Consider the following 25,679-nt stretch of genomic DNA (forward strand, 5'->3'; position numbering starts at 1 on the left):
CGAGCGGACGGCCCGGGAAAAGTGGCCACCTCACCGGCGCCAACCCCCGGGTCGGCTGCGTCCGCACCCTGGGTTCCGGGGCGCGGCCGCGTCTCGCACGGACGCCGGGCGGCGTCGGCGGCGAAACGGCCGGCGGATGGGGGTTGCCCGTAGTGGAACGCAGGGAGGGGAGCACCGGGAGGGGAGCACAGGGGGGCCACGGCCAGCCCCTCATGCACCTCACTGGTCCCACCCGACACAGAGGCAGGGGCGATTGGAAGAAATGGGCGCACTGAGGATGGGGACTGTCGGTGCCCTCGAGCATGAGAGTGGCCCAACTCCTCCAATCAGTCCCCCGATCGTAGCCGCCCCTCCCACTCCCGGGAGTTCCCCCACCTGCCCGTAAGCCGCCGTCCCGACCCGGCGTGCATGCGAGTCGCGGCTGCTCGCCCGCCCTACCCACTGCCCGCAAGCCGCCACCCCCACCCGGCGTGCCCCCGCTCAGCGGTCGCGCCCCTCTGTGCCGGTCCGGGGTCCAGCCGACGGTGGAGGGCAACGCCGGTCGGGCCCCGTCTTTCCGGGCCGTCCGCTCGCTTCTTCCCCGTGCTGGAGTGAGGTGTGTCAAGGGTGGCCCGGAGGGCCATCGGCGGAGCCGACGCGGAGTGGAGCGCAGCGGAACGCAGCGCCCTTGGCTCACCTCGCGGAGGCACGACAATCGCCGAGAAGCGGGCGGCCCCCACGGTCACTTGGAATCACCAGCCAGTTCAGCGAAGGTGGCCCTGATCTCCTCCACCATGTACGCAGCCCGGTGGAAAACGTCCTCGGCGCTGAAGCGGAGGAGGCTGCGGATCTCCGGGCACCGGAGGAGCTGGTTGAAGCGGTTGATGTCCTGGCGGTGGGCGGCACGGGTGCCGTGGTAGGCGTAGCCCTCGATCTCCACGCCCAGCCCGGCCGCCCTGAAGAGGAAGTCGACGATGCGCCGCCGGCCGTCCGGGGTACGCAGTTCGGCCTGGCTCTCGGGGTGGAGACCGGCGTCGTACATGCGGAGCCGGGCCACGGTCTCGGCGGGTGAACCGGCACGCGGATCGCACAGGCGCAGCCAGCTCAGGGCCCGGACCGATCCCTGAGCCCGCTCCGCCGACCGCAGCGCGCCGGTGATCTCGTCCAGCCGGGTGAGCGGTGCGCGGCGGACGTGTCCGACCCTGCGGTGGGTAAGCGCCGAGTCCACGGCGACGACCGCCTCGTCCCTCGGACCGCGCCGGAGGAGATCGGTGAGCGTGCGGGTGGGGGTGGTGAGCCGAAGCCCCTGCCGTTCCAGCACGTCTCCCGTGCTCAGCGGCAACCGGTGTACGCGTACGTCGCTGCTCGGGCGGCGGACGGTGAGCCGGGGGTCGATGAACTCCAGCGGCGCCGCACGGCCGTTCCCGGGCAACTCGATCCGCCAGAGAGCGGCCGCTGAACCGTGGCTCACGATCAGCCGGGGTTCGCGGAGCAGCACGGCCCGGAGGTGAGTGACCAGGTCCGGCTCCCGGCCCGGCTCGGCCCAGGCGCCCTGCCGCAGCCGGGTCCAGCCCTCTCCCCGCAGCGCACGCGTGAGCCTGCGCCGGGGCCAGCCGGCCTCGACGGCACGTGAGGTGAGGAGGACGCCGCTGTCCGCCAACGCCCTCAAGTCCCTTTGCTCCACGTGGGCAAGATCGCAGAATCGGTGATCTGCCGCTTGTGCTGTGGATAACTGGGACGGTCAGCCATCCGGCATGGGGGGAGTGGACCCTGGTCCGCGTGCGTGTGGCCCGGGCGGACGGCCATCGCATCCGTGTCGAGGTGGCGGACCCGGCCAGGCAGGCCCTACCCGTGTCCCTGCCCGGGGCGCTCGACGCCGAGAACGGGCGTGGCCTCGCCCTGCTGGACGCAGCCCCTTGAAAACACGACGGCCGCGACGGCTCCCCCTCGGCGCCGTCGCGGCCGGTCCCCCGTCGGTCTTTGGCTCAGGCGGGCTCGGACGTGATGTGGGTGTTGTCCGGAGACACGGTGTCGTCGGCGGCCACCGCCTCGGTGTCCGTGATGTGGGTGTTGAGCGGTGTGACGTCGGAGCCGGCCGCGGCGTCGGTGATGTGCGTGTTGAGCGGCTTGACCTCGGTGCCGGCCTTGGCGTCGGTGATGTGCGTGTTGTCCGGCGTGACGACCGGCTCGTCCTTGGTGATGTCGCTCATCAGGTGCTCCCCTTGGAGATTGCGTTGCAGCTGTGGCGGGCCCATCCGGACACTCCCCCGAGTGTGGCCGGATGGGCCGCTGGAGCCGCCCACTCTAGAACGCGAGTGCGGCGGTCTCACCGGCTGGTCCGTCTGCCCCCCGACACGACGGCCCGGTATCCATGAGACTGCCGTGGGGCGATAAACGATCGATGAACGCCGCGACAGCGCCCAGGTCAGGCGGCGGCGGCCGGTTCCAGGAGGGCTTGGACCTCCGCCGCCTCCGGGGAGTTCAGCCGTTCGTAGATCTCCAGGGCCTCGCGCCAGCAGACCTGGGCCCGGCCCGTGTGTCCGATCCCCTCCAACGCCTTCCCGAGTACGGTCAGCACGTTGCCGCGCCGCCATTCACCGCCGATCTCCCTGAGCGGTGTCAGGGCCATCTCGGCGTTGGCGGCGGCCTGGGCCGGTTGCTGGGCGAGCAGGTCCACCTCGGCGAGCCGGAAGAGGGTCATTCCTTCCCACAGGCGCTGCCTGCTGGCACGGAAGACGAGCAGGGCCTGACTCAGATGGGCGCTGGCATCGGCCAGTTGCCCGCTCTTGCCGAGAGCCAGCCCCAGGGCGTAGTGGCCGTTGGCCGACTTCAGGGAGTGCCCCAGCTCCTCGTACGTCTCGGTGCCCTCCCGTGCGAGATGGACCGCACTGTCTGCCCGGCCCGTCTGGAGATGCAGACGCGAGAGGTTGCACAGCGCCGCCGCCGCGCCGGAGAGGTCGCCACAGGCGCGGAAGTCCGCGATGGCACGCTCCAGGAATTCCTCTCCCTCGGCGTAACGACTCTGGTAGTACGCGAAGATCCCGAGGATGTTCGAGGCCCAGCAGCACGGCAGGGGATCGCCGGCGGCCTCCGACAGGGCGAGTGCCTGTCGTGCCTCCTCGTAGGCCTGGGTGAACTGCCCTGACCAGTTGCGTGCGTTGGCCAGTACCAGAATGGCCCGGCCTTCGGCCCGTGTGTCGGACGCGGCGTGCGAGGCGTCGCGCAGTGCTGTGCCGGCTGCCTCGTACTCCTTGAAGTTCGCGCCCGACTCCGCGAGGTCCACCGCCGCCCACAGCAGGTCGACGGCGCGCCGGAGCGTGGCCCCGCTGGAGGACTGCCGTACACAGGCCAGAAGCGGTACGGCCTCGGAGTAGAGCCAGTCCTGTGCCGCCCGGCGGTCGGTGAAGACCAGCCCGGACACGCCGGTCTTCTCCAGGTGATCCACCAGCCGATCCCCCGGCCGCTCCATCGCATACACCTGAGCCGCCGTAGCCAGATAGAAGTCCAGCAACCGCGACATCGCAGCCTCCCGCTCACTGGGCGGCTGTTCGTCCCGCTCCGCGCAGGCACGCGCGTAGAGCCGGACCAGATCATGGAACCGATACCGCCCAGGCGCCGCCGACTCCAGCAGCGACGTGTCCACCAGGGACTCCAGGAGGTCCTCGGTCTCCTCGACAGGCAGGTCCAGGACCGCAGCCGCAGCGGCCAGGGAGATGTCCGGGCCGTCCGCCAGGCCCAGCAACCGGAACGCCCGGGCCTGCGCCGACTCCAACTGCCCATAGCCCAGTTCGAAGGTCGCCTTCACCGCCAGGTCTCCGGCCTGCAGCTCGTCCAGCCGGCGGCGTTCGTCCGCCAGCTTCGCGGCCAGGACCGAGACCGTCCACGTTCGCCGGGCGGCGAGCCGGGACGCCGCGATGCGGATCGCCAACGGCAGGAAGCCGCAGGCCGCCACCACGTCCAGCGCCGCCTCCCGCTCCGCCGCCACCCGCTCCTCGCCGACGATCTTCGTGAAGAGGGCGAGGGCCTCCTCCGGGGACATCACGTCCAGGTCCACCAGGTGGGCGCCCGCCAGGTCGACCATGCGGACCCGGGACGTCACCAGGGCCGCGCAGCCCTCCGTGCCCGGCAGCAGCGGCCGCACCTGGGCCGCGTCCTTGGCGTTGTCCAACAACACGAGCACACGCCGTCCGTCGAGCACCGAGCGGTACAGCGCCGCCCGTTCGTCCAGGGAGTCCGGGATCGCCGAGTCCGCCGTGCCCAGGGCGCGCAGGAACGAACCCAGTACCGTCTCCGGCTCCGCCGGGCGGGGCCCCGCGCCCTGCAGGTCGACGTACAGCTGGCCGTCCGGGAAGGCGCCCCGCGCCCGGTGGGCCACGTGCACCGCCAGGGTCGTCTTGCCCACCCCGCCGATGCCGGCCAGCGCCGACACCGCCATCACCCGGCCCCCGGCGTCCGGGGACTCCGAGGCCGAGGACAGTACCTCGCTCAGTTCGGTCACGAAGGTCGCGCGGCCGGTGAAGTCCGGCACGGAGGCGGGGAGTTGGGCGGGGCGGACGGGGACCACCGCCGGCTCCGCCGCCGGGGACGACGGTTCCGCGAGCGCCGGGTCCGCCTGCAGGATGCGCTGCTGGAGCTCCCGGAGCCCCGGCCGCGGATCGACGCCCAGTTCCTCGGCCAGCAGGCGGCGGGTGTCGGCGTAGACCGCGAGAGCCTCCGCCTGCCTGCCGCTGCGGTACAGGGCCAGCATCAGCAGCTCGCGCAGCCGCTCACGCAGGGGATACGCGGCCGTCAGCGCCGTCAGTTCCGACACGGCCTCCGCGTGGCAGCCCTGCTCCAGGTCCATGTCCAGGCGGGACTCCAGCAGGCCCAGGCGCCACTCCTCCAGGCGGGCCCGCTGGGTCTCGGCGTACGGGCCGGGGACGCCGGCCAGCGCCTCGCCGTCCCATCTGCCGAGGGCCTGGTTCAGCAGCTCGCGAGCGCGGCACAGATCGCCGGCCGCCCGTGACTTCTCCGCCTCCGCCGCCAGCTCCTGGGCAGCGGTCAGATCCAGGGCACCCCCGGCCGGCACCCGCACCGCGTAACCGCCGGACTCGCTGACCAGCACGCCGGACGGCAGGATCTTGCGCAGGCGGGAGGCGTACGTGCGGACGGCGGCCAGGGCCTGCGACGGGGGCTCGGGGCCCCAGAGGGCGTCGATCAGCTCCGCGGCCGTCGCCGTACGGCCCTCGCGCAGCAGCAGGGCGGCCAGCAGGGCGCGCTGCTGGGGCGAGCCCGTGCCGATCTGCTCCGCGCCGCGCCAGGCCCGCACCGGACCGAGCACGCCGAACCGCAGCGCCTCCGGCTCCGTGACGGTCTCGGAGCCGGGACGCCGCTGCTCAGGCACTCGCGGCCCACCGTCCATGCGTTCGTCCCCCTCGGCATCACGAACAACCCCGTCAGTTTGCCTTGTTCCGGGCGGTTCCGTCAGCCGTGGGAGACGCCGATCACAGGGCGGCGCGTCTGAGTACACAAACCCCTCACACCTCACTCCACAAAGCCCTCACACCCTCTTCGCGGACAGCGGTGCGGGCATGCGGCCGGACACAGTAGCTGACGATCCGTCAGATCGGCGCTACCGTGAGGCCCATGGAGACCACACAGTTCCCGCTGATCATCTCCGTCGACGACCACACCGTGGAGCCCGCCGCCGTCTGGCAGGACCGGCTGCCGAGGAAGTACCTGGACGTCGGGCCCCGGATCGTGCGCGCCCCCGTGAAGGAGATGACCTTCCTGGGCGGGCGCTTCCGGCCCGTCATGGGCGAGCCCGGCGGTACGGACGGGCCGCTCGGCGACTGGTGGGTGTACGAGGATCTGCGCCGGCCCCTCACCCGCCTCGACACCGCCGTCGGCTACGACCGGGACGAGGTCAGGCTGGAGGTGATCACGTACGAGCAGATGCGGCCGGGGTCGTACGACGTGGCCGCCCGGCTCGCCGACATGGACGTCAACCACGTCCAGTCCGCCGTCTGCTTCCCGACCTTCCCCCGCTTCTGCGGACAGACCTTCTCCGAAGCCGCCGACAAGGAACTCGCCCTGCTGTGCGTGCGCGCCTACAACGACTGGATGGTGGAGGAGTGGTGCGGGCCGAAGGCGCGGGGCCGGCTGATACCGCTCACCCTCGTACCCCTGTGGGACGCCGAGCTGGCCGCGGCTGAGGTGCGGCGGAACGCCGCGCGCGGCGTGCGGGCCGTCGCCTTCTCCGAGATACCCCCGCACCTCGGGCTGCCGTCCGTCCACTCCGACGACTGGGACCCGTTCCTCGCGGCCTGCGACGAGACCGGCACGGTCGTCGCCATGCACATCGGCTCCAGCAGCCGGATGCCCTCCACCTCCGCCGACGCCCCGCCCGCCGTCGGCTCCACCATCACCTTCGCCAACTGCTGCTTCTCGATGGTGGACTGGCTGATGAGCGGCAAGTTCGAGCGGTTCCCGAACCTGAAGGTCATGTACGCCGAGGGCCAGATCGGGTGGATCCCGTACATCCTCGAGCGCGCCGACGTGGTGTGGGAGGAGAACCGGGGCTGGGGCGGGGTCGCCGACAAGGTCACCCGGCCGCCGTCCGAGACCTTCGCCGGGCACGTCCACGGCTGCTTCTTCGACGACGCTTTCGGGCTCAGGAACCTGGACGCCATCGGGCTCGGCAACGTCCTGTACGAGACGGACTACCCGCACTCCGACTCCACCTGGCCCAAGTCCCGCGAGGTCGGCGAGGCGCAGATGGGACACCTGCCGGCGGAGGTGGTCGAGCGGATCGTACGCGGCAACGCCATCGACCTGCTCGGGCTCACCCCCGAAGGGCTGTGGCGGTGAGTGCGCTGGCCTACGGCGTCCAGCTGCCCGTCCAGGCGCAGAGCCCCCTGTTCGCCGAGGGCTGGGAGGCCGGGGCCGGACCGGAGGACCTGGTGGCCGTAGCCCGGGCGGTGGATCGTGCCGGCTTCGCCTACCTCGCCGCCTGCGACCACGTGGCCGTCCCGCGCCGCCTCGCCACGGCCATGAGCACGGTCTGGTACGACCCGGTCGCCACCCTCGCCCACCTCGCCGCCGTGACCGAGCGGGTGCGCCTGCTCAGTCATGTGGCGGTCGTGGGGCTCCGCCACCCCCTCCTCACCGCGAAGCAGTACGCCACCCTGGACCGCCTCTCCGGCGGCCGGCTGATCCTCGGGGTCGGCGCCGGGCACGTACCGGAGGAGTTCGAGGCGCTCGGCGCGGACTTCGAGCGGCGGGGGGCCGTGCTGGACGAGACGATCGACGCGCTCCGGGCCGCCCTCGGGCCGGAGGAGTTCCCCGAGCACCACGGGAAGTTCTACGACTTCGGCGGGCTGGGGCAGCGGCCGCGGCCCGTGCAGGCGGACGTCCCGCTGTGGGTCGGCGGCTCCTCGCCCGCCGCCGTACGCCGGGCCGCGCTGAAGGGCGACGGCTGGCTGCCGCAGGGGGACCCGCGCGAGCGGCTGCCCGCACAGATCGCCCGGCTGCGGCGGTTGCGCGAGGAGGCGGGCGCCGCGGGCCCGTTCACCGTCGGCGCGATCGCCGAGCCGCTGTACGTCGGGCGGGCCGGCTGGGACGTCGGTCGGCGCACCCGTACCGGGACGCCGGAGGAGATCGCCGAGTCGCTTCGGGCCTACCGGGCGATGGGCGTGGACCAGATCCAGGTGCGGTTCCGCAGCCGGAGCCGGGCCGAACTCATCGACCAGATCGAGCTGTTCGGGGCGGAGGTCGCACCCCGGCTGGCATGAGGAGGCAGGACTTCCATGGGCAAACTGGACGGGCGGGTCGTCATCGTCACCGGGGCGGCGCGCGGGCAGGGCGAGCAGGAGGCGCGGCTCTTCAGGGCGGAGGGCGCGCGGGTGGCCGTCGCCGACGTGCTGGACGACCAGGGGGAGGCCCTGGCCAAGGAGATAGGCGCGTTGTACGTCCATCTCGACGTCGGCACCGAGGAGGGCTGGCGGGAGGCCGTGGCGGCGACCAAGGCGTCGTACGGGCACATCGACGGGCTGGTGAACAACGCGGGGATCCTGCGCTTCAACGCGCTCGTGGACACCCCGCTGGACGAGTTCATGCAGGTCGTGCAGGTCAACCAGGTCGGCTGCTTCCTCGGCATGAAGGCGGTGGCGCCCGAGATGGCCGACGGCGGGACCATCGTCAACACCGCCTCCTACACGGCCATGACCGGCATGGCGGCCGTGGGCACGTACGCCGCGACCAAGCACGCCGTGCTGGGGCTGACCCGGGTGGCCGCGCTGGAGCTGGCGGGCCGGGGCATCCGGGTCAACGCGATCTGCCCGGGCGCCATAGACACCCCGATGTCCAACCCGGCGCGACTCGACCCGGACGCCGACCCGGAGGAGATGAGCCGGGCCCTGCACGAGCTGTACCGCAAGCTCGTGCCGCTCGGGCGGGTCGGGCAGCCGGAGGAGGTGGCGCGGCTGGCGCTGTTCCTCACCTCGGCGGACTCGTCGTACATCACCGGGCAGCCGTTCGTGATCGACGGCGGGTGGCTGGCGGGGGTCACCGTCGTCTGACGCGGTTACCTGACAGTCCATCAGGTATTGACCCGTCGGGCGGGCGGTGCGACAGTCGAGCAAAACTGACGATGTGTCAGAAACTCAATGACCGGGGACGGTGAACGGCCTTGGAATTCGGGCTCTTTGTACAGGGATACGTGGGCAAGCGCGCCGAGACCGACCCGCTGGCCGAGCACAAGGCACTGATGGAGGAGACCGAGTACGTCATCCAGGCGGACAAGTCCGGCTTCAAGTACGCCTGGGCCTCCGAGCACCACTTCCTGGAGGAGTACTCGCACCTGTCGGCCAACGACGTCTTCCTCGGCTACCTGGCCCACGCGACCGAACGCATCCACCTGGGATCCGGGATCTTCAACCCGCTCGCCCAGGTCAACCACCCGGTGAAGGTCGCCGAGAAGGTCGCCATGCTGGACCACCTCAGCGAGGGCCGTTTCGAGTTCGGCAGCGGGCGGGGGGCCGGCAGCCACGAGATCCTCGGCTTCCTGCCCGGCATCACCGACATGAACTACACGAAGGAGATCTGGGAGGAGACCATCGCCGAGTTCCCGAAGATGTGGCTCCAGGACGAGTACGCCGGCTTCCAGGGCAAGCACTGGCAGCTGCCACCGCGCAAGGTCCTGCCGAAGCCGTACGGGAAGTCGCACCCGGCGATGTGGTACGCGGCCGGCTCCCCGCCGTCGTACGCCATGGCCGCGAAGAAGGGGCTCGGCGTGCTCGGCTTCAGCATCCAGAAGGTCTCCGACATGGAGTGGGTGCTGGAGCAGTACAAGACGGCGGTCGTGAACGCCGAGCCGGTCGGGGACTTCGTCAACGACAACGTGATGGTGACGACGACCGCGATCTGCGCGCCGACGCACGCGGAGGCCATAGAGATCGCGGTGAACGGCGGGCTGCACTACCTCCCGTCGCTCGTCTTCCGGTACCACGACACCTTCCCCCGGCCCGAGGGTTTCCCCGTGTGGCCGGAGACGCTGCCCGCGTACACGCCGGAGTTCGTGGAGCTGCTCATCGAGGAGGAGCTGCTGATCTGCGGGGACCCGGACGAGGTGCTGCGCCAGTGCGAGCGGTGGGAGCAGGCCGGGGCGGACCAGCTGAGCTTCGGGCTGCCGGTGGGGGTGCCGAAGGAGGAGACGCTGCAGACGATCCGGCTGATCGGGGAGCACGTGATTCCCAAGATCGACACGGATCCCGTGCACCGGACTTCGCGGTTCCGGGCCGCGGCCGCCTCGTAGGCGCCGTCGCGGGGTGCGGGTCGTCTGTGGCTGGTCGCGCAGTTCCCCGCGCCCCTTTTTCCCTTCCGGAGTTGAAAAAGGGGGCCCCATGCTCGATCACGTCATCAAGGGTGCGACCGTCGTCGACGGCACCGGCGCGCCCGCCTTCACCGCCGACGTCGGCCTGCGCGACGGCCGGATCGCCGTCGTCGGCGCTGTCACCGAGGAATCCCGTACCACCGAGGACGCCACCGGTCTCGTCCTCTCCCCCGGCTTCGTCGACCCCCACACCCACTACGACGCCCAGCTCTTCTGGGACCCCTACGCCACGCCCTCCCTCAACCACGGGGTGACGACGGTCGCCGCCGGGAACTGCGGATTCACCCTCGCGCCCCTCAATCCCGCCCGCCCCGAGGACGCCGACTACACGCGCCGGATGATGTCCAAGGTGGAGGGGATGTCCCTGGTGGCGCTGGAGGAGGGGGCGCCCTGGAGCTGGCATTCCTTCGGGGAGTACCTGGACGCCCTCGACGGCCGGATCGCCGTCAACGCCGGTTTCATGGTGGGGCACTGCGCGGTGCGGCGGCACGTCATGGGGCCCGGGGCCACCGGCGGACAGCCCACCGAGGAGCAACTGGGCGCGATGCTGCGGCTGGTGCACGAGGCCATGGACGCCGGGGCCTGGGGGCTGTCCACCACGCAGTCCCGAACCCACTCGGACGGCGACGGGCAGCCGGTGGCCTCCCGGCACGCGCGGCCGGCGGAGCTGCTGGCGCTGTCGAAGGCCGTCGGAGAGCACGAGGGCACACAGATCGAGGCGATCGTCGCCGGGTGCCTGGACCAGTTCAGCGACGACGAGATCGATCTGCTGGTGGAGATGAGCGCGGCGGCCGGGCGGCCGTTGAACTGGAACGTGCTCACCGTCGACGCGGCCGTGCCCGAACGGGTGCCCCGGCAGCTCGGCGCGAGCGAGCGGGCCCGGAAGGCCGGCGGGCGGGTGGTGGCGCTCACCATGCCGATCCTCACGCCGATGAACATGTCCCTCGGCACGTTCTGCGCCCTCAACCTGATCCCCGGCTGGGGGCCCGTCCTCGGGCTGCCGGTGCCGGAGCGGATCGCCAGGCTCCGGGACCCGGCCGTCCGGGCGGACATGCTGCGCCGGGCCCAGTCCAAGGAGGCGGGCGTCTTCCGGCGGCTGGCGAACCTCGGGCGGTACGTCATCGGCGACACCTACAGCGAGGCCAACCGGGGCCTGACCGGCCGGGTCGTGCGGGACATCGCCGAGGAGCGGGGCCTCGACCCCTTCGCCTGCCTGGTGGAGATCTGCGCCCGGGACGATCTGCGGACGGTCCTGTGGCCGATGCCCACCGACAACGACCCGGCGTCCTGGGCCCTGCGCGCCGAGACCTGGCAGCACGAGGACGTGCTGCTCGGCGGCTCGGACGCGGGCGCGCACCTGGACCGGATGTGCGGGGCGCCGTACACCACCCGGTTCCTGGGGGACTGCCTGCGCGGCCGGAAGCTGGTCGGGCTGGAGCAGGCCGTGAAGATGCTGACCGACGACCCGGCCCGGCTCTTCGGGCTGCGGGAACGGGGCCGGGTGCGGGAGGGCTGGCATGCGGACCTCGTCCTCTTCGACCCGGAGCGCATCGACGCCGGCCAGGCCCGGCTGGTGCACGACCTGCCGGGTGACAGTCCCCGCCTGGACTCCAGGGCGATCGGGGTGCGGGCCGTGTGGGTCAACGGGGTCGAGGCGATCCGGGACGACGTGGTGAGCGGGGCCGTACCGGGAAGGGTGCTGCGGTCCGGGCGGGACACGCGGACGGTGAGCACACGGTGAGGGGCGAGCGGCTGTTCGTCGGCGGGGAGTGGGTCGAGCCGGACGGCGGGCACTACCCGGTGACCGACCCGGCCACCGAGGAGCCCGTCGGCCGGGCGCCGGAGGCCTCGCCGGAACAGGTGCGGGCGGCCTGCGCGGCGGCGCGGGAGGCGTTCGGGGCGTGGTCGCGGACCCGGCCCGAGGAGCGGGCGGCGGTGCTGGGCCGGGCGGCCGACATCATCCGGGAGCGGATGGGGCCGTACACCGAACTGGCCCGCGCCGAGACCGGGGCGACGACCGGGACCGCCCGGGCGATGCAGGTGGGGGTGGCCGCCGCCCGGTTCCGCCGGTACGCGAGCGTGGAGCCGGCCGAGTGGGCCGTCGCGCCGCAGATCAACGAGGCCGGCCCGATGGGGAGGGCGGCCGTGATGGGAGCCCTGGCGATACGGCAGCCCGTCGGGGTCGTCACCTGCATCACCTCCTACAACAACCCGTGGGCCAACCCGGCCGGCAAGGTCGCGCCGGCCCTGGCCATGGGCAACACGGTGGTCGTGAAACCCGCCCCGCAGGATCCGCTGTCCGTCTACCGGATGGCGGAGGCGCTGGAGGCGGCCGGGGCGCCGTCCGGGGTGGTGAACGTCGTCTCGGGCCGGGAGGTGGCGGTGGGCGAGGCGGCGGTCGCCTCCGCCGATGTCGACATGGTCAGCTTCACCGGGTCCACGGCCGTCGGGCGGCGGATCGCCGAGGTGTGCGGACGGGACATGAAACGCCAGCTGATGGAGCTCGGCGGGAAGGGCGCGGCGGTCGTGTTCGACGACGCCGACCTCGGCTCGGCCGTCCTGGGCATCGGCACCACCTTCTCCTTCTACAGCGGGCAGATCTGCACGGCACCGACACGGGTGCTCGCGCAGCGCGGGGTGTACGAGCGGCTCGTGGACCAACTGTCCGCCTATGCGAGGAGGGTGAAGGTCGGCGACCCGCGGGCCGCGGACACGGTCGTCGGGCCGGTGATCTCGGCGGAACACCGGGAGCGGATCGAGTCGTACGTCGAACTGGGTCGCAAGGAGGGTGCGTCGGTGATCGCGGGCGGGGAACGCCCCCCAATGGAGCGGGGGTTCTATGTGGCGCCCACGCTGCTGGCCGACTGCACGAACGACATGCGGGTGGCCCGGGAGGAGATCTTCGGGCCGGTGGTCGCGGTGATCCCCTTCGACGAGGAGGACGAGGCGGTGGCCCTCGCCAACGACTCCGACTACGGCCTCATCGACTACGTCTGGTCCGGCGACGTCGCCAGAGCCTTCCGCGTGGCCCGCCGGATGCGCGCCGGGGGCGTGGGGGTGAACACCGTGGGCCGCAACATGGAGGCCCCGTTCGGCGGCTTCAAGAAGAGCGGGGTGGGCCGCGACGTCGGCTCGTACGCCCTGCACGCCTACAGCGAGGTGCAGGCGATCGTGTGGCCGGGTTAGCGGGCCACCCGGCTCGCCGGTCGCCGCGGGCCGGGGGTTCCGGCAGGCCGGTGGCGCACCGGTTCAGGAAGCCGCCGAGCCCGTCGCCGGGGACGCTCGTGAGGTCGCCGGCCGGGTTCCGGTCCTCCAGCCGGGGCCTCGTGGCGTTCGGCGAGTGGGGGGACGGCGGAGGGGGCGGTGGTGAGCCGCACGCCCGCAGTGTTCCCGCGCTCACTTCTCCAGGTCCACCCGGATCGTCAGCAGGTCCGTGCCGAACGCCCGTACCGCCGTGCTGTTCAGGCGGGGCAGGGAGCGCAGGCGGGCCACGGGGTCGTCGTCGGGCAGGAGGTGGGCGGTGCCGTGGTGCCAGCGGCCGGCGATGCGGACGCGGACGCGTGGGTCGGCCTGGATGTTGCGGACGTACTGCGACTTGTGGCCGAACTCGGAGACCAGCCAGAAGGAGTCACCGACCTTGCGGCCGCCCACCGGGGTCCGCCGGGGCAGGCCGGAGCTGCGGCCGGTGGTCTCCAGAAGGGTCTGGAACGGCAGGCGCCGGTTGAGCGGGTTGGCGACGTGCCGTTGGAAGGCGGTCACCACGCGGTGCTTGCGGTCTGTGGGGGCTGACATGCCGGTCGCTCTCCTTGTCCGACGGCACGGCGTCGTGGCGGGATGGTGTGCCGTCTTGGTGCAGGGCGTGTGATCCCTGGACCGTCCAACGGCTGTCGCGTGTTAGCCTCCCCCGCGGTCGTGATCATTTCAACGGGGGAGCCTGATGGGCGCGTCTTCGGACGGCTACACGGTCAAGTCCGGGATGTCCGGACAGGCGAAGGAACTGGACGCCGCGGGCGACGACGCGGGCAAGATCCGCGAGGCGATCCAGCCCGGCATGTGCTACATGGACGACGCCCTCGGCGGCCCCGACGCCGCCGCGGCGTTCAACGCGTACGCCGCCGCCTGGGAGGCGGAGGCCAGGGCCCTGGAATCGGCGCTGCACGAACTGGCGGACAAGGTACGGCTGTCGAAGGGGGCGTACCACGGCAGCGACAGCCTCGTCGGCACGAGCGCCCACGGCGTGGCCGTCGGGGAGAGCCACCTCACCAGCACCATGCCCGCCCACGCCGGCCGCCCGTCGGCGCTGGCCGGTTACTGAGGGGCGGCCCATGACGGAGTCCACGGGCGACCGCAGCAGGCGGCTGGGCGAGCTGTGCAAGACCATTGCCTCCGCCGACAGCAAGAACGACCTGATCGACGCCATCAACGACGCGCTCGCCGTCTCCGCCCCGGCCGGCGACACGGCGACGCTGGAGTCCCTGGGCAAGCTGTACCAGAAACAGGACATCCACGACCTCTACCAGCGCATCGACAGGGTGGCCAAGAAGGGCCTGCCGGACGTCTGGGCCGGGAACACGAGTGTCCTCGCCTCGGACGCGGTGGCCGCCGCCGGGCGGGCCGCCGGGACGCTGGGCCGGGCCTGCTACGGCGGCGGAATGGCGCTGCTCACGTTCGCCGACGCCCTCAAGGACGCCCAGAGCCAGGACAGCGACGGGCGGGAGACGCTGCACGAGGCGCTCCGGACGCTCGGCGGCAAGGACGGCTGGTTCGACGAGCTCATCGAGTCCGACGCCGACAAGGCCGTCCGGCTGAACGCCCGTTCCCTCGCCTCCCTGGGCGCCGAGGACATGCACAAGGCCGCGATCGCCGCCGACGACGCCGCCCACGAGGTCGCCAGGGACCTGAACAGGTGGGTCTCCGAGGCACGCATGCGCAGGCTGGGCACGGGCAACCTGACCGCCGTCGACAAGCTGGTGCTGGCCGAGACCAGCGCCGTCGACGGCGACCCCGTGCTGAACGAGATCCTCACCGCGCACGACCTGGAGCGCGCCGGCCGGCGCATGGACCGGCTGAGCGCCGCCGACCGGGCCGCCATGGACCAGATGCTGGCCGGGTCCGGCAGCCCGCAGGAGCGGGCCTATCTGATGAAGGCCCTGGCCGCCGGGCACAGCGTGGCGGAGATCGAGCAGTTCCAGGGCAAGATCCGGGGCCACGACCCGGAGTGGCTGCGCAGGCACCTCACGCCCATCGTCACCGAGGTGGACAGCATGGACGACGAGGGCCTGGCCTCCGACGGCTCCAACAACAACAAGGACTACGTCACCTTCGACGGGCAGCGGTGGATCCAGGGCGGCGACGGCTCGGAGGGCACCTGCGTGGCCTCGTCCACCGTCACCGCCCGCGCCATGGTCGACCCCCTCTACGCCCTCGACCTCACGGGCGGCCGCAGCGGACAGGAGGACGACCCCGAGGCCTTCAAGCGGCGTCTGGTGGCCGAGCAGCACCGGCTGCACACGGAGGGGCACGGTGGTGACCACTGGGAGGGCATGGGCCCCGACGGGCAGGAGCACGTCGACGACACCACCATCGGTGCCGCCACCGGCGACGACTACCAGCGCCACGACCTGGACAGCGCCGCCGACCGCAAGGCGGTCCTGACCGATGTCGAGAAGGCGGTCGCGGACGGCCGGCCGGTCCCCGTCGACGTCCAGGGCAAGGACGGCGCCCACGCGATGACCGTCATCGGCCAGGAGGGCGACAAGCTGCAGATCTACAACCCCTGGGGCACGACGACCTGGGTCAGTGAGAACGACTTCATCAACGGACACATGGGCAAGGCAGCGGACAGTGGACTCAACGACGCGTACAGCGTGTACCTCCCGACGGCGAAGTAGGCGGAGCCCTCGGGGCGGGGCGGCGGGCGGCGCCGTCGCGGCGGGCGCGCTGCTCGTGCTCGTCGCCGGCTGCGGGTCGGGCACCGACGAGCCCGCCCCCGTCGCGCACCCCACCGACGAACCCCGCGTCACCGCGAAGGTCGGGGACCGCTTCACGCTCACCGTCCACGAGAACGCCTCCACCCGCGAGCACTGGTACCTGTCCGACCCCCGGCCCGACGCCGAGGTGGTCCGAGAGCGCGGGCGGCACAGCACCCCGGACTCCGGCGGCACGCACCCGGCCGGCGCCGGCAGCAGCCTCACCTTCACCTTCGAGGCCACCGGCAAGGGCAGCACCCGGATCGTGCTGACCCACTGCACGTTCGCCACCACCTGCGACGAGGACGGCGGCGGCAGCCCGGCCCCGGCGTCGACCGCACCGTACCGGCAGTCCGCGCCGAAGCGCGTCACCTACACCGTCACCGTCCGCTGAGCCGGCCGACACCACCGACACCGGAACATGAACCCCGTACCGAACCCCGCCCCGCAGCCCCCGGACCGCACCGACGACGAGCTGGCCCGGCTCGACATCTCCGTCCTGCTCCGCTACGGCCTCACAGCACCGCCCGGCCCCCGGCGCACCGCCCTGTTCGGCGACGGTGTCGCGGGCGCGGCCGTGCTGCTCGACCGCCTCGGCACCCAGCCGCGCTCGGTGGCCTTCCTCGCCGACACCGTCCGGGCCGGTGGCCTCGCCTACGCGGCCGGGCTCGCCGAGCCGCTGCCGCGCCCGGAGGCGACGGCCGTCGTACGCGACTGGCTGGCTGCCGCCACCGAGCTCGCGGCCGGTGTCGCCGCCGACGACACCGCCGCCCGCTGGCTGCGTGCCGTCGCGACGGTCATCGAAGTGCGGCAGCTGACGAGGGCCGCACGGAGCTGACCGTCCGCATGGGTCACGCTCCGCCGTGTGTGTGCCGCGTCCGCCCAGGCCCTGTCGTCGCACTCCCGCCTGTCCCGCGACGCCGTGCACGCACTCCCGTCGGCAGGGCCTGGCCGGCGCGGTCCGCCAGCCAGTTGCCGTGGAAGCCGAACGGCACCCGCGTGGGCAGGTGGATCGTGGCGACCGGCGGTGCGGCGAGGTCGTCGGCGTCCAGGACGACCAGGTCGCTGCGGTCGGCGGCGGCGTCGTACACGTAGGTGACGAGCCAGCCGCGGCCGCCGGGGGTGTCGTCGGCGGGGGCGAAGGCGGCCTCGCCGGGGGTGCGGCCGGGGCCGAAGTCGTGTGCGGTGGCGGCGCCGGAGGCCAGGTCGTAGCGGACCAGTGAGGTGCCGCTCGTCACGTGCCCGTGTCCGGCGGCGAGACCGGTCAGCCTGTCGTCGACGCGCGGGAACTCGCCCGCCCGGTCGTCGCACTGCTCCTCGTGGACCGCGCCGGTGGCCGGGTCGACCGTCCACTTCCACAGCACCGCCCGCTGTTCCCGCGTGCTGCCGTCCGCGTCGCGCCGCCACAGCTCCGGATAGCGCATCACGTGCAGCACGATGGTGCCGTCCGGCGCGTCGTGGGCGTTGAGGACGTGGAAGACGTAGCAGGGATCGACGGCGAACCAGCGGACCTCGCCGTAAGGGTCGTCGCGGCGCAGCACGCCGAGCCGGGCGCCGTACCCGTCGTCCCAGCCGTACGGCATCGTGCCGCCGGTCAGGGCGAGTTCGACGTCGAAGACCACCGGCAGATCCATGAAGACGACGTGCCCGGCGGTGAGCGCGAAGTCGTGCAGCATGGTCGGGCCGGGCACCTCGATGGGCCTGCTGAGCACCAGCTCGCCGGTGGCGTCGGCCCGGTGGTAGGTGAGGCGGGTGGGCTCCAGCATGCCGTAGCCGAAGAAGTGCAGTTCGCCGGTGGCGGGGCAGGTCTTGGGGTGGGCCGTCATCGCGGTGGTGAGGCGGCCGCCGAAGTCGTACGGGCCCTTGGTGTCCAGGTCGCAGGTGAGCTCGTAGGGCAGGGCGGTCTCGACCAGGGCGAGGGTGCGGCCGGCGTGCCGGACGACGTGGGTGTTGGCCGGTCCCGCGGTGAGGTCGCGGCGGCCCTGGGCGTCGTACGGCCGCGCCCCGTCGGTGAGCTGCGTGGTGCGGACCCACCGGTTGCGGTAGGAGACGGCCCGTCCGCCCTCCAGGCGGACACCGTGGACCATGCCGTCGCCGAAGAACCAGTGCCCGGAGGCGGCGTCGGCCGGGTTCGGGCCGTTGCGCAGGTACCAGCCGTTCAGTTCGGGCGGGATCGTGCCGGTCACCGGCAGGTCGTGCGCGGTGCGTTCCTCGGTGACCGGGGCGTAGTTGCCGGAGAGGTGCCTCGGAGCGGTGTTCACCGGGCCACCTGCCCGGCGGCCCGGGCCTTCGCCTGGACGTGGGCGACGTAGCGGACGGTGAAGACCATCGGGACGACGAAGCCGGCGATCTGGACGGCGGTCGCGGGCGTGGAGTGGGCGTTCCCGGCGTGGGCCAGCACGGCGAGGACGACGGCGGTCATGACGAAGGCGGCGGTCCACACGGACGTGATGACGACGTTGACCCGGACGAAGGGCTTCAGGTCCCAGAACTCGCGGGGCGTGGTGCGCTTGGCGATGCCCAGGGTGAAGGGTCGGCCGACGGCGAGCGAGAGCCCGGCGATGACGGCGAGGGTGCCGGAGGAGAGGGCCGCGGAGTAGGCGTGGACGCCCGAGTGCGGGTCGGCGAAGGCGATGCCCGCGAGGACCGCGAAGAAGACCGCCGAGCCGGCCTCGATGACGAGGGCGTCGAAGCCGGCTCCGGCCCGCCTCTGCTGGGCGATGATCGCCGCGGCCACCACCAGGGCGGCCAGGGCGCCCCACTGCCAGTCCCCGGAGGGGACGACGGCGAAGACGATCCACGGCAAGAACGTGCGCAGGTACGACATGGGAGTCCCCCGGTCGAGTCATGGTTCCTGTTTCGACATGTCGAAACTAGAAGGTCGCCACTCGACATGTCAACAGTGGAAGGTAGGGTGGGGGTCATGAGCCTCAGACACGCACTGCTCGGTCTGCTCTCGGACCGTCGCGCGAGCGGCTACGACCTGCTGAAGACGTTCGAGACCTCGCTGGCCAACGTCTGGCCGGCGACGCAGAGCCAGATCTACACCGAGCTGACCAAGCTGGCCGGCTCCGGGCTGATCGCGGTGGCCGCCGAGGGCCCGCGCGGCCGCAAGGAGTACGAGATCACCGACGAGGGCATGGCGGAGCTGCGCCACTGGCTCACCGAGGTGGCGCCCCAGCCCGTCATGCGCAGCGACGTCCTGCTGCGGGTGTTCTTCCTCGGCGTGCTCCGGCCCGAGCAGGCGCGCGACTACCTGGCCGTCCTGGCCGAGATGTCCGAGGAGGGACACGAGAGGCTGCGGCGGCTCGCCGGCTCCATCGACTGGGACGACGGCAACCTCTCGGTCTACGGCCGCATCGCGCTGGAGTACGGCCTGCGCTTCAACGCGATGCGGCGGGAGTGGGCCGAGTGGGCGGCCGGGCAGCTCAGGTAGCGCCGAGGAAGACCGGGTTGGTGAAGGCGGCCAGTGCGCCCGGCACCGGCCCGGCCGCCGTCTCGTGCCGCAACTCGGCGCGTACGTACGCCGCGTAGGCGGGCGTCGTGCGCCATTCGACCGTGCCCGTGCCCGACACCGGCAGCGGATCGCTGGTGAACAGCACGCCCTGGTCGGTGACGAACCGCACCGAGCAGCGCGGGGCACCCGAGACCTCCAGCCGGACGGTCACCGGGGCGTCGGCGGCCACGGCCAGCCGCTCGCCGATGCCCGCCTGCTGCCCGCGCCCGCCCGTCACCGTGAAGGCGAGGGTCACGTTCTTGGACTCGGCCACGTAGGAGCGTCCCGCTCGGATGCCCTCCTGGATCGCCTCCCGGGTCAGGTCGTCGGCGAGGACGACCGTCTGGGACATGCCGACGGCGTCCGGGTCGCGGTGGGCGTCGCTGTTGCCCATCGCCGGGAGCCAGGGCCGCCCCTGCCGCACCGAGGCGACGAGCTGGTTGTCCCACTCGGCCAGCGTCACCTCGTCGTCCGGCGTGTAGGGGCCGTTCCACACCTCCACGGCGTCCGCCTCGGCGAAGCCGAACTTCCAGCCGCAGCCGACACAGGTGGCGTGCGGGTGGGCGGGCACGACCAGGCCGCCGGCGCGGCGGATGTCGCGCGCGAAGCGGCCCCAGCGGTTGTCCCGCGCCCGGTAGCGCCAGTCCACGAAGGTGCCGGGCTCGGTGCCGAGCGCCACCACGTGCCCGTTCCGGGTCGTGATCTCCTCGCCGAGCATGATCAGCAGGTCGTCGCCCGCCTGGTCCGCCCAGTGGGGGTGGGCGGAGTGGGTGTTGTGGTCCGAGGAGTTGATGAAGTCCAGGCCCGCCGCCCGCGCGAGGGCCGCGATCTCGGCCGGGGTCCGGCGGCCGTCGGAGTACCAGGAGTGCAGATGGCAGTCGCCCCGGTACCAGGCCCGGCCCCGCCCCTTGGCCCGGGAGGGCGGGTACACCGGCCGCGGGGTCTCGCCCGCCTCGCCGTAGGCCAGCGTGATGGTCAGCTCGTACGTCAGCCCCTGGGGCGCCACCGTGTAGGGGCCCAGCGCGACGTACCAGGTGCCCTGCCGCACCGGGCCGGGGATGTATCCGGGAGTCGCGTCGTCGGCGCGGACGAAGAACTCCGTGCGCGCCCCGCCCGACCAGCCGCGGAATCCCCGTCCGCCCAGCTCGGTGCCGCGTTCGTCGAAGAGACCGATGTCCAGTGCGTTGCCCTGGGTGCCGGCCGGGACCGAGGGCTTGTCGTAGGTGTAGGAGACCTTGATCTCCCGTACGCCGGTGGGGACTTCGACCGGTACGTACACGAAGTCGGGGGAGCCGGGCGGCAGGGTTCCGCGTACCGTCCGCGTCTGAAGGCCCTGCCCGTCCGCCGCTGCGAAGCTCACGCTTCCCAACGTAAGGGCAGCGGCGGCGCCCGTCACGAACAGCGCGCGTCTGCCGATGCCGTGAGCCTGATCGTGCGTGTCTTCAGCCATGGTGGTCACTGTCCCGTCCGGGTGTGAACTCCCGTGAAAGAGCGGGCGATTGGTGTACGACCAGGCGTCGTGCGACCGACGTCCACGGGGGGTCGCGGGACAATGCCGACCAGTCGGTATGGACAAGGGAGGTCCGGCCCGGTACAGATGGGCCATGCGTATCGCCGTCACCATCTTCCTCACCGACGAGACCGTCACGCCGGTGCGACTCGCCCGCGAGCTCGAGCAGCGCGGCTACGCCGGCCTCTACCTTCCCGAACACACCCACATCCCGGTGGAACGGGCGACGCCGTACCCCGCCGGCGGTGACCTCCCCCGGGAGTACGGCCGCACCCTCGACCCCTTCGTCGCCCTGGGCCAGGCCGCTGCCGTGACCGAGCGGCTGACGCTCGGCACCGGCATCACCCTCCCCGCCCAGCACGACCCCATCGCCCTGGCCAAGCAGATCGCCACCCTGGACCACCTCTCCGGCGGCCGCTTCACCCTCGGCCTCGGCTACGGCTGGAACGTCGAGGAGGCCGCCGACCACGGGGTGAAGTGGCGCGACCGCCGGGACCTGGTCCGGGACCGGGTGCGGCTGATGCAGGCCCTGTGGTCCGAGGAACCGACCGCCTACGACGGCGCGTTCGGGAGCGTGCGGGCCAGCCACGCCCACCCCAAGCCGGTGCGAGAACCGCGCGGCCGGGTCGTCGGCCCGCGCACCCTGGTCGGCGGTGCCGCGGGGCCGAAGCTGTTCGCGCACATCGCCGAGTACGCCGACGGCTGGCTGCCGATCGGCGGCCGGGGGCTCACCGAGTCCCTCCCGGTGCTGCGCTCGGCCTGGACGGACGCGGGCCGCGACCCGGCCGCACTCCAGGTCGTCCCGTACGCGGTCCTTCCCACACCCGGCAAGCTCGCCCACTACGCCGAGCTGGGCATCGAGGAGGTCGTCCTGCAGCTGCCCCCGGCGGGGGAGACGGAGGTGCTGGGAGTGCTGGACGCATACGCCGAGTACCTGTAGGCGGGGGCGGCGCAGCGCACTTGAGGGACGCGGGACGGCGCCGGCACGCGCCTCCGCCCCGTGGGCGCGACCAGCCCGAACGGACTCGCAGCCACCCGCGATCCGAAGGCCCCGGCCTCGCGGGACCGCCGGAACTCAAACGTATGGTTGAAGGATGACGACTTCCGCGACCCCCGGAACCGGCCCGACCGAGAACTCCATGCGTCGCGCCCTCAAACGCGCCCGGGACGGCGTCGCCCTCGACGTCGCCGAGGCGGCGGTGCTGCTCCAGGCCCGCGGTGAGGCCCTGACCGATCTGGCCGCGTCCGCCGCCCGGGTGCGCGACGCGGGACTGGAACAGGCGGGCCGGCCCGGGGTCATCACGTACTCGAAGAGCGTCTTCATCCCCCTCACCCGGCTGTGCCGGGACAAGTGCCACTACTGCACGTTCGTGACCGTGCCGGGCAAGCTGCGCCGGGCCGGGCACGGAATGTTCATGTCCCCGGACGAGGTGCTGGACATCGCCCGCAAGGGCGCCGCCCTCGGCTGCAAGGAAGCCCTCATCACCCTCGGCGACAAGCCGGAGGACCGCTGGCCGGAAGCGCGCGAGTGGCTGGACGCGCACGGCTACGACGACACCATCGCCTACGTCCGCGCCGTCTCCGTGCGCATCCTGGAGGAGACGGGCCTGCTGCCCCACCTCAACCCGGGCGTGCTGTCCTGGACGGACTTCCAGCGGCTCAAGCCGGTCGCGCCGTCCATGGGCATGATGCTGGAGACGACCGCGACCCGGCTGTGGTCCGAGCCCGGCGGCCCGCACCACGGCTCCCCGGACAAGGAACCGGCCGTACGCCTGCGGGTCCTGGAGGACGCGGGCCGCTCCTCGGTCCCCTTCACCTCGGGCCTGCTCATCGGCATCGGCGAGTCGTACCAGGAGCGGGCCGAGTCGCTCTTCGCGCTCCGCAAGATCTCCCGGGCCTACCACGGCATCCAGGAACTGATCATCCAGAACTTCCGCGCCAAGCCGGACACGGCGATGCGCGGCATGCCGGACGCCGAACTGGACGACCTGGTCGCCACGGTGGCCGTGGCCCGGCACATCATGGGCCCCTCCGCCTGCCTGCAGGCCCCGCCGAACCTGGTCGACTCCGAGTACGAGCGGCTGATCGGCGCCGGCATCGACGACTGGGGCGGGGTGTCGCCCCTGACCATCGACCACGTCAATCCCGAGCGCCCCTGGCCGCAGATCGAGGAGCTCAGCGAACGCTCCCGGGCGGCGGGCTTCGACCTGCGCGAACGCCTCTGTGTCTACCCGGAGTTCGTGCGCCGCGGCGAGCCCTGGCTGGACCCGCGGCTGCGCCCGCACGTCGCCGCGCTGGCCGACCCGGAGACGGGCCTGGCCCTCCCGGACGCCATCGTCGAGGGCCGCCCGTGGCAGGAACCGGAGGAGGCCTTCGTCCCGACCGGCCGCACCGACCTGCACCGCACGATCGACACCGAGGGCCGCGGCGCCGACCGGCGCGACGACTTCGACGAGGTGTACGGCGACTGGGAGGCGCTGCGTGAGGCCGCCGCGCCCGGTATGGCGCCGGAGCGCATCGACACGGACGTACGGCAGGCGCTGGCGACCGCGGCCGACGACCCGACGAGGCTGACCGACGCCGAGGCCCTGGCCCTGCTGCACGCGGACGGGCCGGCGCTGGACGCGCTGTGCCGGGTGGCCGACGACGTGCGCAGGGCGGCGGTCGGTGACGACGTGACGTACATCGTCACCCGCAACATCAACTTCACGAACGTCTGCTACACCGGCTGCCGCTTCTGCGCCTTCGCCCAGCGGCGCACGGACGCCGACGCGTACACCCTCTCCCTGGAGCAGGTCGCCGACCGGGCGCAGCAGGCCTGGGACGTGGGCGCGGTCGAGGTGTGCATGCAGGGCGGCATCCACCCCGACCTGCCCGGCACGGCGTACTTCGACATCGCCGAGGCGGTGAAGTCCCGCGTCCCCGGCATGCACGTGCACGCCTTCTCCCCGATGGAGGTGGTGAACGGCGCGACACGCACCGGCATGTCCGTCCGGGAGTGGCTGACGGCCGCCAAGGAGGCGGGCCTGGACACCATCCCGGGGACGGCGGCGGAGATCCTGGACGACGAGGTCCGCTGGGTGCTGACCAAGGGCAAGCTGCCGGCGGCCACCTGGATCGAGGTCATCACGACGGCCCACGAGCTGGGCATCCGCTCGTCTTCGACGATGATGTACGGCCATGTCGACCAGCCCCGTCACTGGCTGGGCCACCTGCGCACACTGGCCGGGATCCAGCGCGAGACGGGCGGCTTCACGGAGTTCGTGACGCTGCCGTTCATCCACACGAACGCGCCGGTCTACCTGGCGGGTATCGCGCGTCCCGGCCCCACCACGCGGGACAACCGGGCGGTGACGGCCATGGCCCGCCTCCTCCTCCACCCCTGGATCCCCAACATCCAGACAAGCTGGGTCAAACTGGGCACGGAGGGTGCGGCGGAGATGCTCCGCTCGGGAGCGAACGACCTGGGCGGAACCCTGATGGAGGAGACGATCTCCAGGATGGCCGGCTCCTCCTACGGCTCGTACAAGTCGGTCCGCGACCTGGTGGCCGTGGCCGAGGCGGCCGGGCGCCCGGCGAAGCCCCGCACCACGCTCTACGGCGAGGTCTCCGCGGAGCGGCAGCGGGCGGCCGAGGCGTCCGACGGGCACCTGCCGGAACTGCTGCCGGTCCTGGACTGAGTACGATGATCCGACCCCGTACCTGAGACGGGGCCCCGTAGCGGAGGAGATGCGTACCCGTGGCTGCCCGACTGCCCTCGTGGGCCTGGGTCACCGGCCTGACGGCGGGGGCGACCGCCGCCGTCGTCGCCCTCGCCGTACAGGCGGACCACGGGCCGCACCCCACGGCCGCCGTGGCGAGCCCCGGCGCCTCGGCCTCCGCGGGCGCCCACGCGTCCACGGCCCCGAAGCCCTCGGCCCCGGCGGCCCTGCCGGCCGCGTCGGGTCAGGGCCGCCGGATCGTCTACTCGGTCGGCGGGAAGCGGGTGTGGATGGTGGACGCGACCGGGAAGGCGACCCGTTCGTTCACGGTGTGGCCGGGCACCGTGAGTCCGGAGCCCGGCCGCTACTCGATCACCGATCGCGGCCAGTCCCCCCTCAAGGGGTCGGACGGCGTCGAGATCGAGCACATCATGTACTTCGCCAGGGTGTCGGGTGTGTCCATAGCCTTCTCCAACGCCCTCGACGGCTCCTCGCCGCCGCCCGTGAACGGCCGGAAACTGGGCGGCATCCGCCTCCACAAGGAGGACGGAGCCGCGCTGTGGTCCTTCGGCGTCAAGGGGACGACCGTGACGGTCGTCAGATAGCCGTCTCCCTGCGGGCGGGCAGCTGGTTGACGATCAGGGCGACCCCGCTGAGCGTGAAGATCCGGGTGGCGGCGTCCAGCCCGTTCCAGGTCTTGGACTGCCACATCGAGAACCACTCACCGCCGATCGCGATGAACCCGGCCCCGAACAGCAGCAACAGCATCAGCAGCCCGTAGGTGGAAACCCGCCGGGCGAGGTCGTCGTCCTTGCGCCGCGCCCACAGGTACGTGCCCCAGATCAGCACCAGGGCGGCCACCGTCTCCCACACGATGATCAGGACGTAGGCGGTGTCCTGCAGCGCGGTACTGGTGACGGCCCGCCACATCAGGTTGTCGTCCTTGAAGGTCGTGTCCATCGCCAGCACATGCCGTACGAACTGCTGGTTCGTCCCGAAGTCGGTGATGTTCCCGAGGGAGACCAGGGCGATGTAGAGGGCGAGTATGCCGGTGAGCACACCGGCGGCGAGGCCGAGGCCGGTGTGACGCGTGGGGGTGGTGGTCATGGCTGAATTCTCCCCTGCCCAGGGCCCGGTTATCGCGTGGGCATTG

23 protein-coding genes are annotated in these 25,679 nt (G+C 72.3%); 15 read left to right on the plus strand and 8 right to left on the minus strand.

The features are described 5' to 3' along the window. Positions 1 to 721 precede the first annotated feature (721 nt). Positions 722 to 1,663: a hypothetical protein gene (locus tag AB0L59_RS21900; protein ID WP_365586122.1), complete on the minus strand. Its 942-nt coding sequence runs from the start codon at positions 1,661 to 1,663 to the stop codon at positions 722 to 724. A gap of 95 nt (positions 1,664 to 1,758) precedes the next feature. Here AB0L59_RS21900 and AB0L59_RS21905 point away from each other — a divergent pair, with 95 nt between their 5' ends. Further along, entirely contained in the window at positions 1,759 to 1,899 is a 141-nt protein-coding gene (locus AB0L59_RS21905; protein ID WP_365586124.1) for a hypothetical protein, read from the plus strand. Positions 1,900 to 1,964: 65 nt separating this feature from the next. Here AB0L59_RS21905 and AB0L59_RS21910 read toward each other — a convergent pair whose 3' ends face one another. Both AB0L59_RS21910 and AB0L59_RS21915 read right to left on the minus strand, forming a co-directional pair. Continuing rightward, positions 1,965 to 2,189 (minus strand): hypothetical protein, encoded by a 225-nt coding sequence (locus AB0L59_RS21910; RefSeq protein ID WP_365586127.1) that lies wholly within the window; start codon positions 2,187 to 2,189, stop codon positions 1,965 to 1,967. 215 nt (positions 2,190 to 2,404) lie between these two features. Next, the gene (locus AB0L59_RS21915) at positions 2,405 to 5,380 is read right to left on the minus strand and encodes a BTAD domain-containing putative transcriptional regulator (protein ID WP_365586129.1); all 2,976 of its coding nucleotides are present in this window, start codon (positions 5,378 to 5,380) and stop codon (positions 2,405 to 2,407) included. 224 nt (positions 5,381 to 5,604) lie between these two features. On the opposite strand from AB0L59_RS21915, the gene AB0L59_RS21920 reads away from it, so the two are divergent. From AB0L59_RS21920 to AB0L59_RS21945, 6 genes are all read left to right on the plus strand, one after another. Further along, positions 5,605 to 6,828, plus strand: a complete 1,224-nt coding sequence (locus tag AB0L59_RS21920) for an amidohydrolase family protein (protein ID WP_365586132.1) — start codon at positions 5,605 to 5,607, stop codon at positions 6,826 to 6,828. Continuing rightward, positions 6,825 to 7,751: an LLM class F420-dependent oxidoreductase gene (locus tag AB0L59_RS21925; RefSeq protein ID WP_365586133.1), complete on the plus strand. Its 927-nt coding sequence runs from the start codon at positions 6,825 to 6,827 to the stop codon at positions 7,749 to 7,751. Before AB0L59_RS21920 ends, AB0L59_RS21925 begins: the two co-directional genes overlap by 4 nt. Positions 7,752 to 7,766: 15 nt before the next feature. Beyond that, positions 7,767 to 8,537 (plus strand): SDR family oxidoreductase, encoded by a 771-nt coding sequence (locus tag AB0L59_RS21930; RefSeq protein ID WP_365586136.1) that lies wholly within the window; start codon positions 7,767 to 7,769, stop codon positions 8,535 to 8,537. Between the two features lie 110 nt (positions 8,538 to 8,647). Further along, positions 8,648 to 9,772 (plus strand): LLM class flavin-dependent oxidoreductase, encoded by a 1,125-nt coding sequence (locus AB0L59_RS21935; protein ID WP_365586138.1) that lies wholly within the window; start codon positions 8,648 to 8,650, stop codon positions 9,770 to 9,772. A gap of 88 nt (positions 9,773 to 9,860) precedes the next feature. Further along, complete coding sequence (locus tag AB0L59_RS21940) at positions 9,861 to 11,591, plus strand: D-aminoacylase (protein ID WP_365586140.1); 1,731 nt, start codon at positions 9,861 to 9,863, stop codon at positions 11,589 to 11,591. Further along, positions 11,588 to 13,036 (plus strand): aldehyde dehydrogenase family protein, encoded by a 1,449-nt coding sequence (locus AB0L59_RS21945; protein ID WP_365586143.1) that lies wholly within the window; start codon positions 11,588 to 11,590, stop codon positions 13,034 to 13,036. Before AB0L59_RS21940 ends, AB0L59_RS21945 begins: the two co-directional genes overlap by 4 nt. 210 nt (positions 13,037 to 13,246) lie before the next feature. Here the strand turns inward: AB0L59_RS21945 and AB0L59_RS21950 are convergent, their stop codons facing one another. Then, positions 13,247 to 13,642 carry a nitroreductase family deazaflavin-dependent oxidoreductase gene (locus tag AB0L59_RS21950; protein ID WP_365586145.1) on the minus strand — a complete coding sequence of 132 codons (396 nt, stop codon included), beginning with the start codon at positions 13,640 to 13,642 and terminating at the stop codon, positions 13,247 to 13,249. A gap of 145 nt (positions 13,643 to 13,787) precedes the next feature. Between AB0L59_RS21950 and AB0L59_RS21955 the strand changes: the two genes are divergently transcribed. From AB0L59_RS21955 to AB0L59_RS21970, 4 genes are read left to right on the plus strand one after another with little or no spacing between them, the layout of a single operon-like run. After that, positions 13,788 to 14,165: a hypothetical protein gene (locus AB0L59_RS21955; protein ID WP_365586146.1), complete on the plus strand. Its 378-nt coding sequence runs from the start codon at positions 13,788 to 13,790 to the stop codon at positions 14,163 to 14,165. A 10-nt stretch (positions 14,166 to 14,175) separates the two neighbouring features. After that, positions 14,176 to 15,741, plus strand: a complete 1,566-nt coding sequence (locus AB0L59_RS21960) for a peptidoglycan-binding protein (RefSeq protein WP_365586148.1) — start codon at positions 14,176 to 14,178, stop codon at positions 15,739 to 15,741. A gap of 55 nt (positions 15,742 to 15,796) precedes the next feature. Beyond that, positions 15,797 to 16,213, plus strand: coding sequence for a protease inhibitor I42 family protein (locus AB0L59_RS21965; protein WP_365586151.1), 417 nt, complete (start codon positions 15,797 to 15,799; stop codon positions 16,211 to 16,213). Positions 16,214 to 16,240: 27 nt separating this feature from the next. Further along, positions 16,241 to 16,657: a hypothetical protein gene (locus AB0L59_RS21970; protein WP_365586154.1), complete on the plus strand. Its 417-nt coding sequence runs from the start codon at positions 16,241 to 16,243 to the stop codon at positions 16,655 to 16,657. 13 nt (positions 16,658 to 16,670) lie between these two features. Here the strand turns inward: AB0L59_RS21970 and AB0L59_RS21975 are convergent, their stop codons facing one another. After that, on the minus strand, positions 16,671 to 18,080 hold the full coding sequence (locus AB0L59_RS21975) for a carotenoid oxygenase family protein (RefSeq protein WP_365586156.1): 1,410 nt from the start codon (positions 18,078 to 18,080) through the stop codon (positions 16,671 to 16,673). Further along, on the minus strand, positions 18,077 to 18,646 hold the full coding sequence (locus tag AB0L59_RS21980) for a hypothetical protein (protein WP_365586158.1): 570 nt from the start codon (positions 18,644 to 18,646) through the stop codon (positions 18,077 to 18,079). The genes AB0L59_RS21975 and AB0L59_RS21980 overlap by 4 nt, the downstream gene beginning before the upstream one ends. A gap of 96 nt (positions 18,647 to 18,742) precedes the next feature. Between AB0L59_RS21980 and AB0L59_RS21985 the strand changes: the two genes are divergently transcribed. Beyond that, complete coding sequence (locus AB0L59_RS21985) at positions 18,743 to 19,255, plus strand: PadR family transcriptional regulator (RefSeq protein WP_365586160.1); 513 nt, start codon at positions 18,743 to 18,745, stop codon at positions 19,253 to 19,255. On the opposite strand, the gene AB0L59_RS21990 is transcribed toward AB0L59_RS21985, so the two are convergent. Further along, complete coding sequence (locus AB0L59_RS21990; RefSeq protein ID WP_365586162.1) at positions 19,248 to 20,765, minus strand: CehA/McbA family metallohydrolase; 1,518 nt, start codon at positions 20,763 to 20,765, stop codon at positions 19,248 to 19,250. The genes AB0L59_RS21985 and AB0L59_RS21990 overlap by 8 nt on opposite strands. A 154-nt stretch (positions 20,766 to 20,919) precedes the next feature. Between AB0L59_RS21990 and AB0L59_RS21995 the strand changes: the two genes are divergently transcribed. The 3 genes from AB0L59_RS21995 to AB0L59_RS22005 all read left to right on the plus strand — a co-directional run bounded on the left by AB0L59_RS21995 (position 20,920) and on the right by AB0L59_RS22005 (position 25,131). Then, positions 20,920 to 21,765 carry a TIGR03619 family F420-dependent LLM class oxidoreductase gene (locus AB0L59_RS21995; RefSeq protein ID WP_365586165.1) on the plus strand — a complete coding sequence of 282 codons (846 nt, stop codon included), beginning with the start codon at positions 20,920 to 20,922 and terminating at the stop codon, positions 21,763 to 21,765. Between the two features lie 154 nt (positions 21,766 to 21,919). Further along, a complete protein-coding gene (locus AB0L59_RS22000; RefSeq protein ID WP_365586167.1) occupies positions 21,920 to 24,505 on the plus strand; it encodes a bifunctional FO biosynthesis protein CofGH in 2,586 nt (861 codons plus the stop codon). Between the two features lie 59 nt (positions 24,506 to 24,564). Then, entirely contained in the window at positions 24,565 to 25,131 is a 567-nt protein-coding gene (locus tag AB0L59_RS22005) for a hypothetical protein (protein ID WP_365586169.1), read from the plus strand. On the opposite strand, the gene AB0L59_RS22010 is transcribed toward AB0L59_RS22005, so the two are convergent. Continuing rightward, positions 25,124 to 25,633, minus strand: coding sequence for a DUF2165 domain-containing protein (locus AB0L59_RS22010; RefSeq protein ID WP_365586171.1), 510 nt, complete (start codon positions 25,631 to 25,633; stop codon positions 25,124 to 25,126). The genes AB0L59_RS22005 and AB0L59_RS22010 overlap by 8 nt on opposite strands. Between the last annotated feature and the right edge of the window lie 46 nt (positions 25,634 to 25,679).

Origin of the sequence: Streptomyces sp. NPDC052109 (assembly GCF_040680195.1) — a bacterium.
In the GTDB taxonomy this organism is placed as follows: Bacteria; Actinomycetota; Actinomycetes; order Streptomycetales; family Streptomycetaceae; genus Streptomyces.

What these genes read in the sequence shown, in the direction of transcription:
- AB0L59_RS21910 (WP_365586127.1), bottom strand. Translation starts at nt 2,189, where the DNA reads ATGAGCGACATCACCAAGGACGAGCCGGTCGTCACGCCGGACAACACG.
- AB0L59_RS21915 (WP_365586129.1), bottom strand. Translation starts at nt 5,380, where the DNA reads ATGGACGGTGGGCCGCGAGTGCCTGAGCAGCGGCGTCCCGGCTCCGAG.
- AB0L59_RS21920 (WP_365586132.1), top strand. Translation starts at nt 5,605, where the DNA reads ATGGAGACCACACAGTTCCCGCTGATCATCTCCGTCGACGACCACACC.
- AB0L59_RS21930 (WP_365586136.1), top strand. Translation starts at nt 7,767, where the DNA reads ATGGGCAAACTGGACGGGCGGGTCGTCATCGTCACCGGGGCGGCGCGC.
- AB0L59_RS21940 (WP_365586140.1), top strand. Translation starts at nt 9,861, where the DNA reads ATGCTCGATCACGTCATCAAGGGTGCGACCGTCGTCGACGGCACCGGC.
- AB0L59_RS21950 (WP_365586145.1), bottom strand. Translation starts at nt 13,642, where the DNA reads ATGTCAGCCCCCACAGACCGCAAGCACCGCGTGGTGACCGCCTTCCAA.
- AB0L59_RS21955 (WP_365586146.1), top strand. Translation starts at nt 13,788, where the DNA reads ATGGGCGCGTCTTCGGACGGCTACACGGTCAAGTCCGGGATGTCCGGA.
- AB0L59_RS21960 (WP_365586148.1), top strand. Translation starts at nt 14,176, where the DNA reads ATGACGGAGTCCACGGGCGACCGCAGCAGGCGGCTGGGCGAGCTGTGC.
- AB0L59_RS21970 (WP_365586154.1), top strand. Translation starts at nt 16,241, where the DNA reads ATGAACCCCGTACCGAACCCCGCCCCGCAGCCCCCGGACCGCACCGAC.
- AB0L59_RS21980 (WP_365586158.1), bottom strand. Translation starts at nt 18,646, where the DNA reads ATGTCGTACCTGCGCACGTTCTTGCCGTGGATCGTCTTCGCCGTCGTC.
- AB0L59_RS21985 (WP_365586160.1), top strand. Translation starts at nt 18,743, where the DNA reads ATGAGCCTCAGACACGCACTGCTCGGTCTGCTCTCGGACCGTCGCGCG.
- AB0L59_RS21990 (WP_365586162.1), bottom strand. Translation starts at nt 20,765, where the DNA reads ATGGCTGAAGACACGCACGATCAGGCTCACGGCATCGGCAGACGCGCG.
- AB0L59_RS21995 (WP_365586165.1), top strand. Translation starts at nt 20,920, where the DNA reads ATGCGTATCGCCGTCACCATCTTCCTCACCGACGAGACCGTCACGCCG.
- AB0L59_RS22000 (WP_365586167.1), top strand. Translation starts at nt 21,920, where the DNA reads ATGACGACTTCCGCGACCCCCGGAACCGGCCCGACCGAGAACTCCATG.
- AB0L59_RS22010 (WP_365586171.1), bottom strand. Translation starts at nt 25,633, where the DNA reads ATGACCACCACCCCCACGCGTCACACCGGCCTCGGCCTCGCCGCCGGT.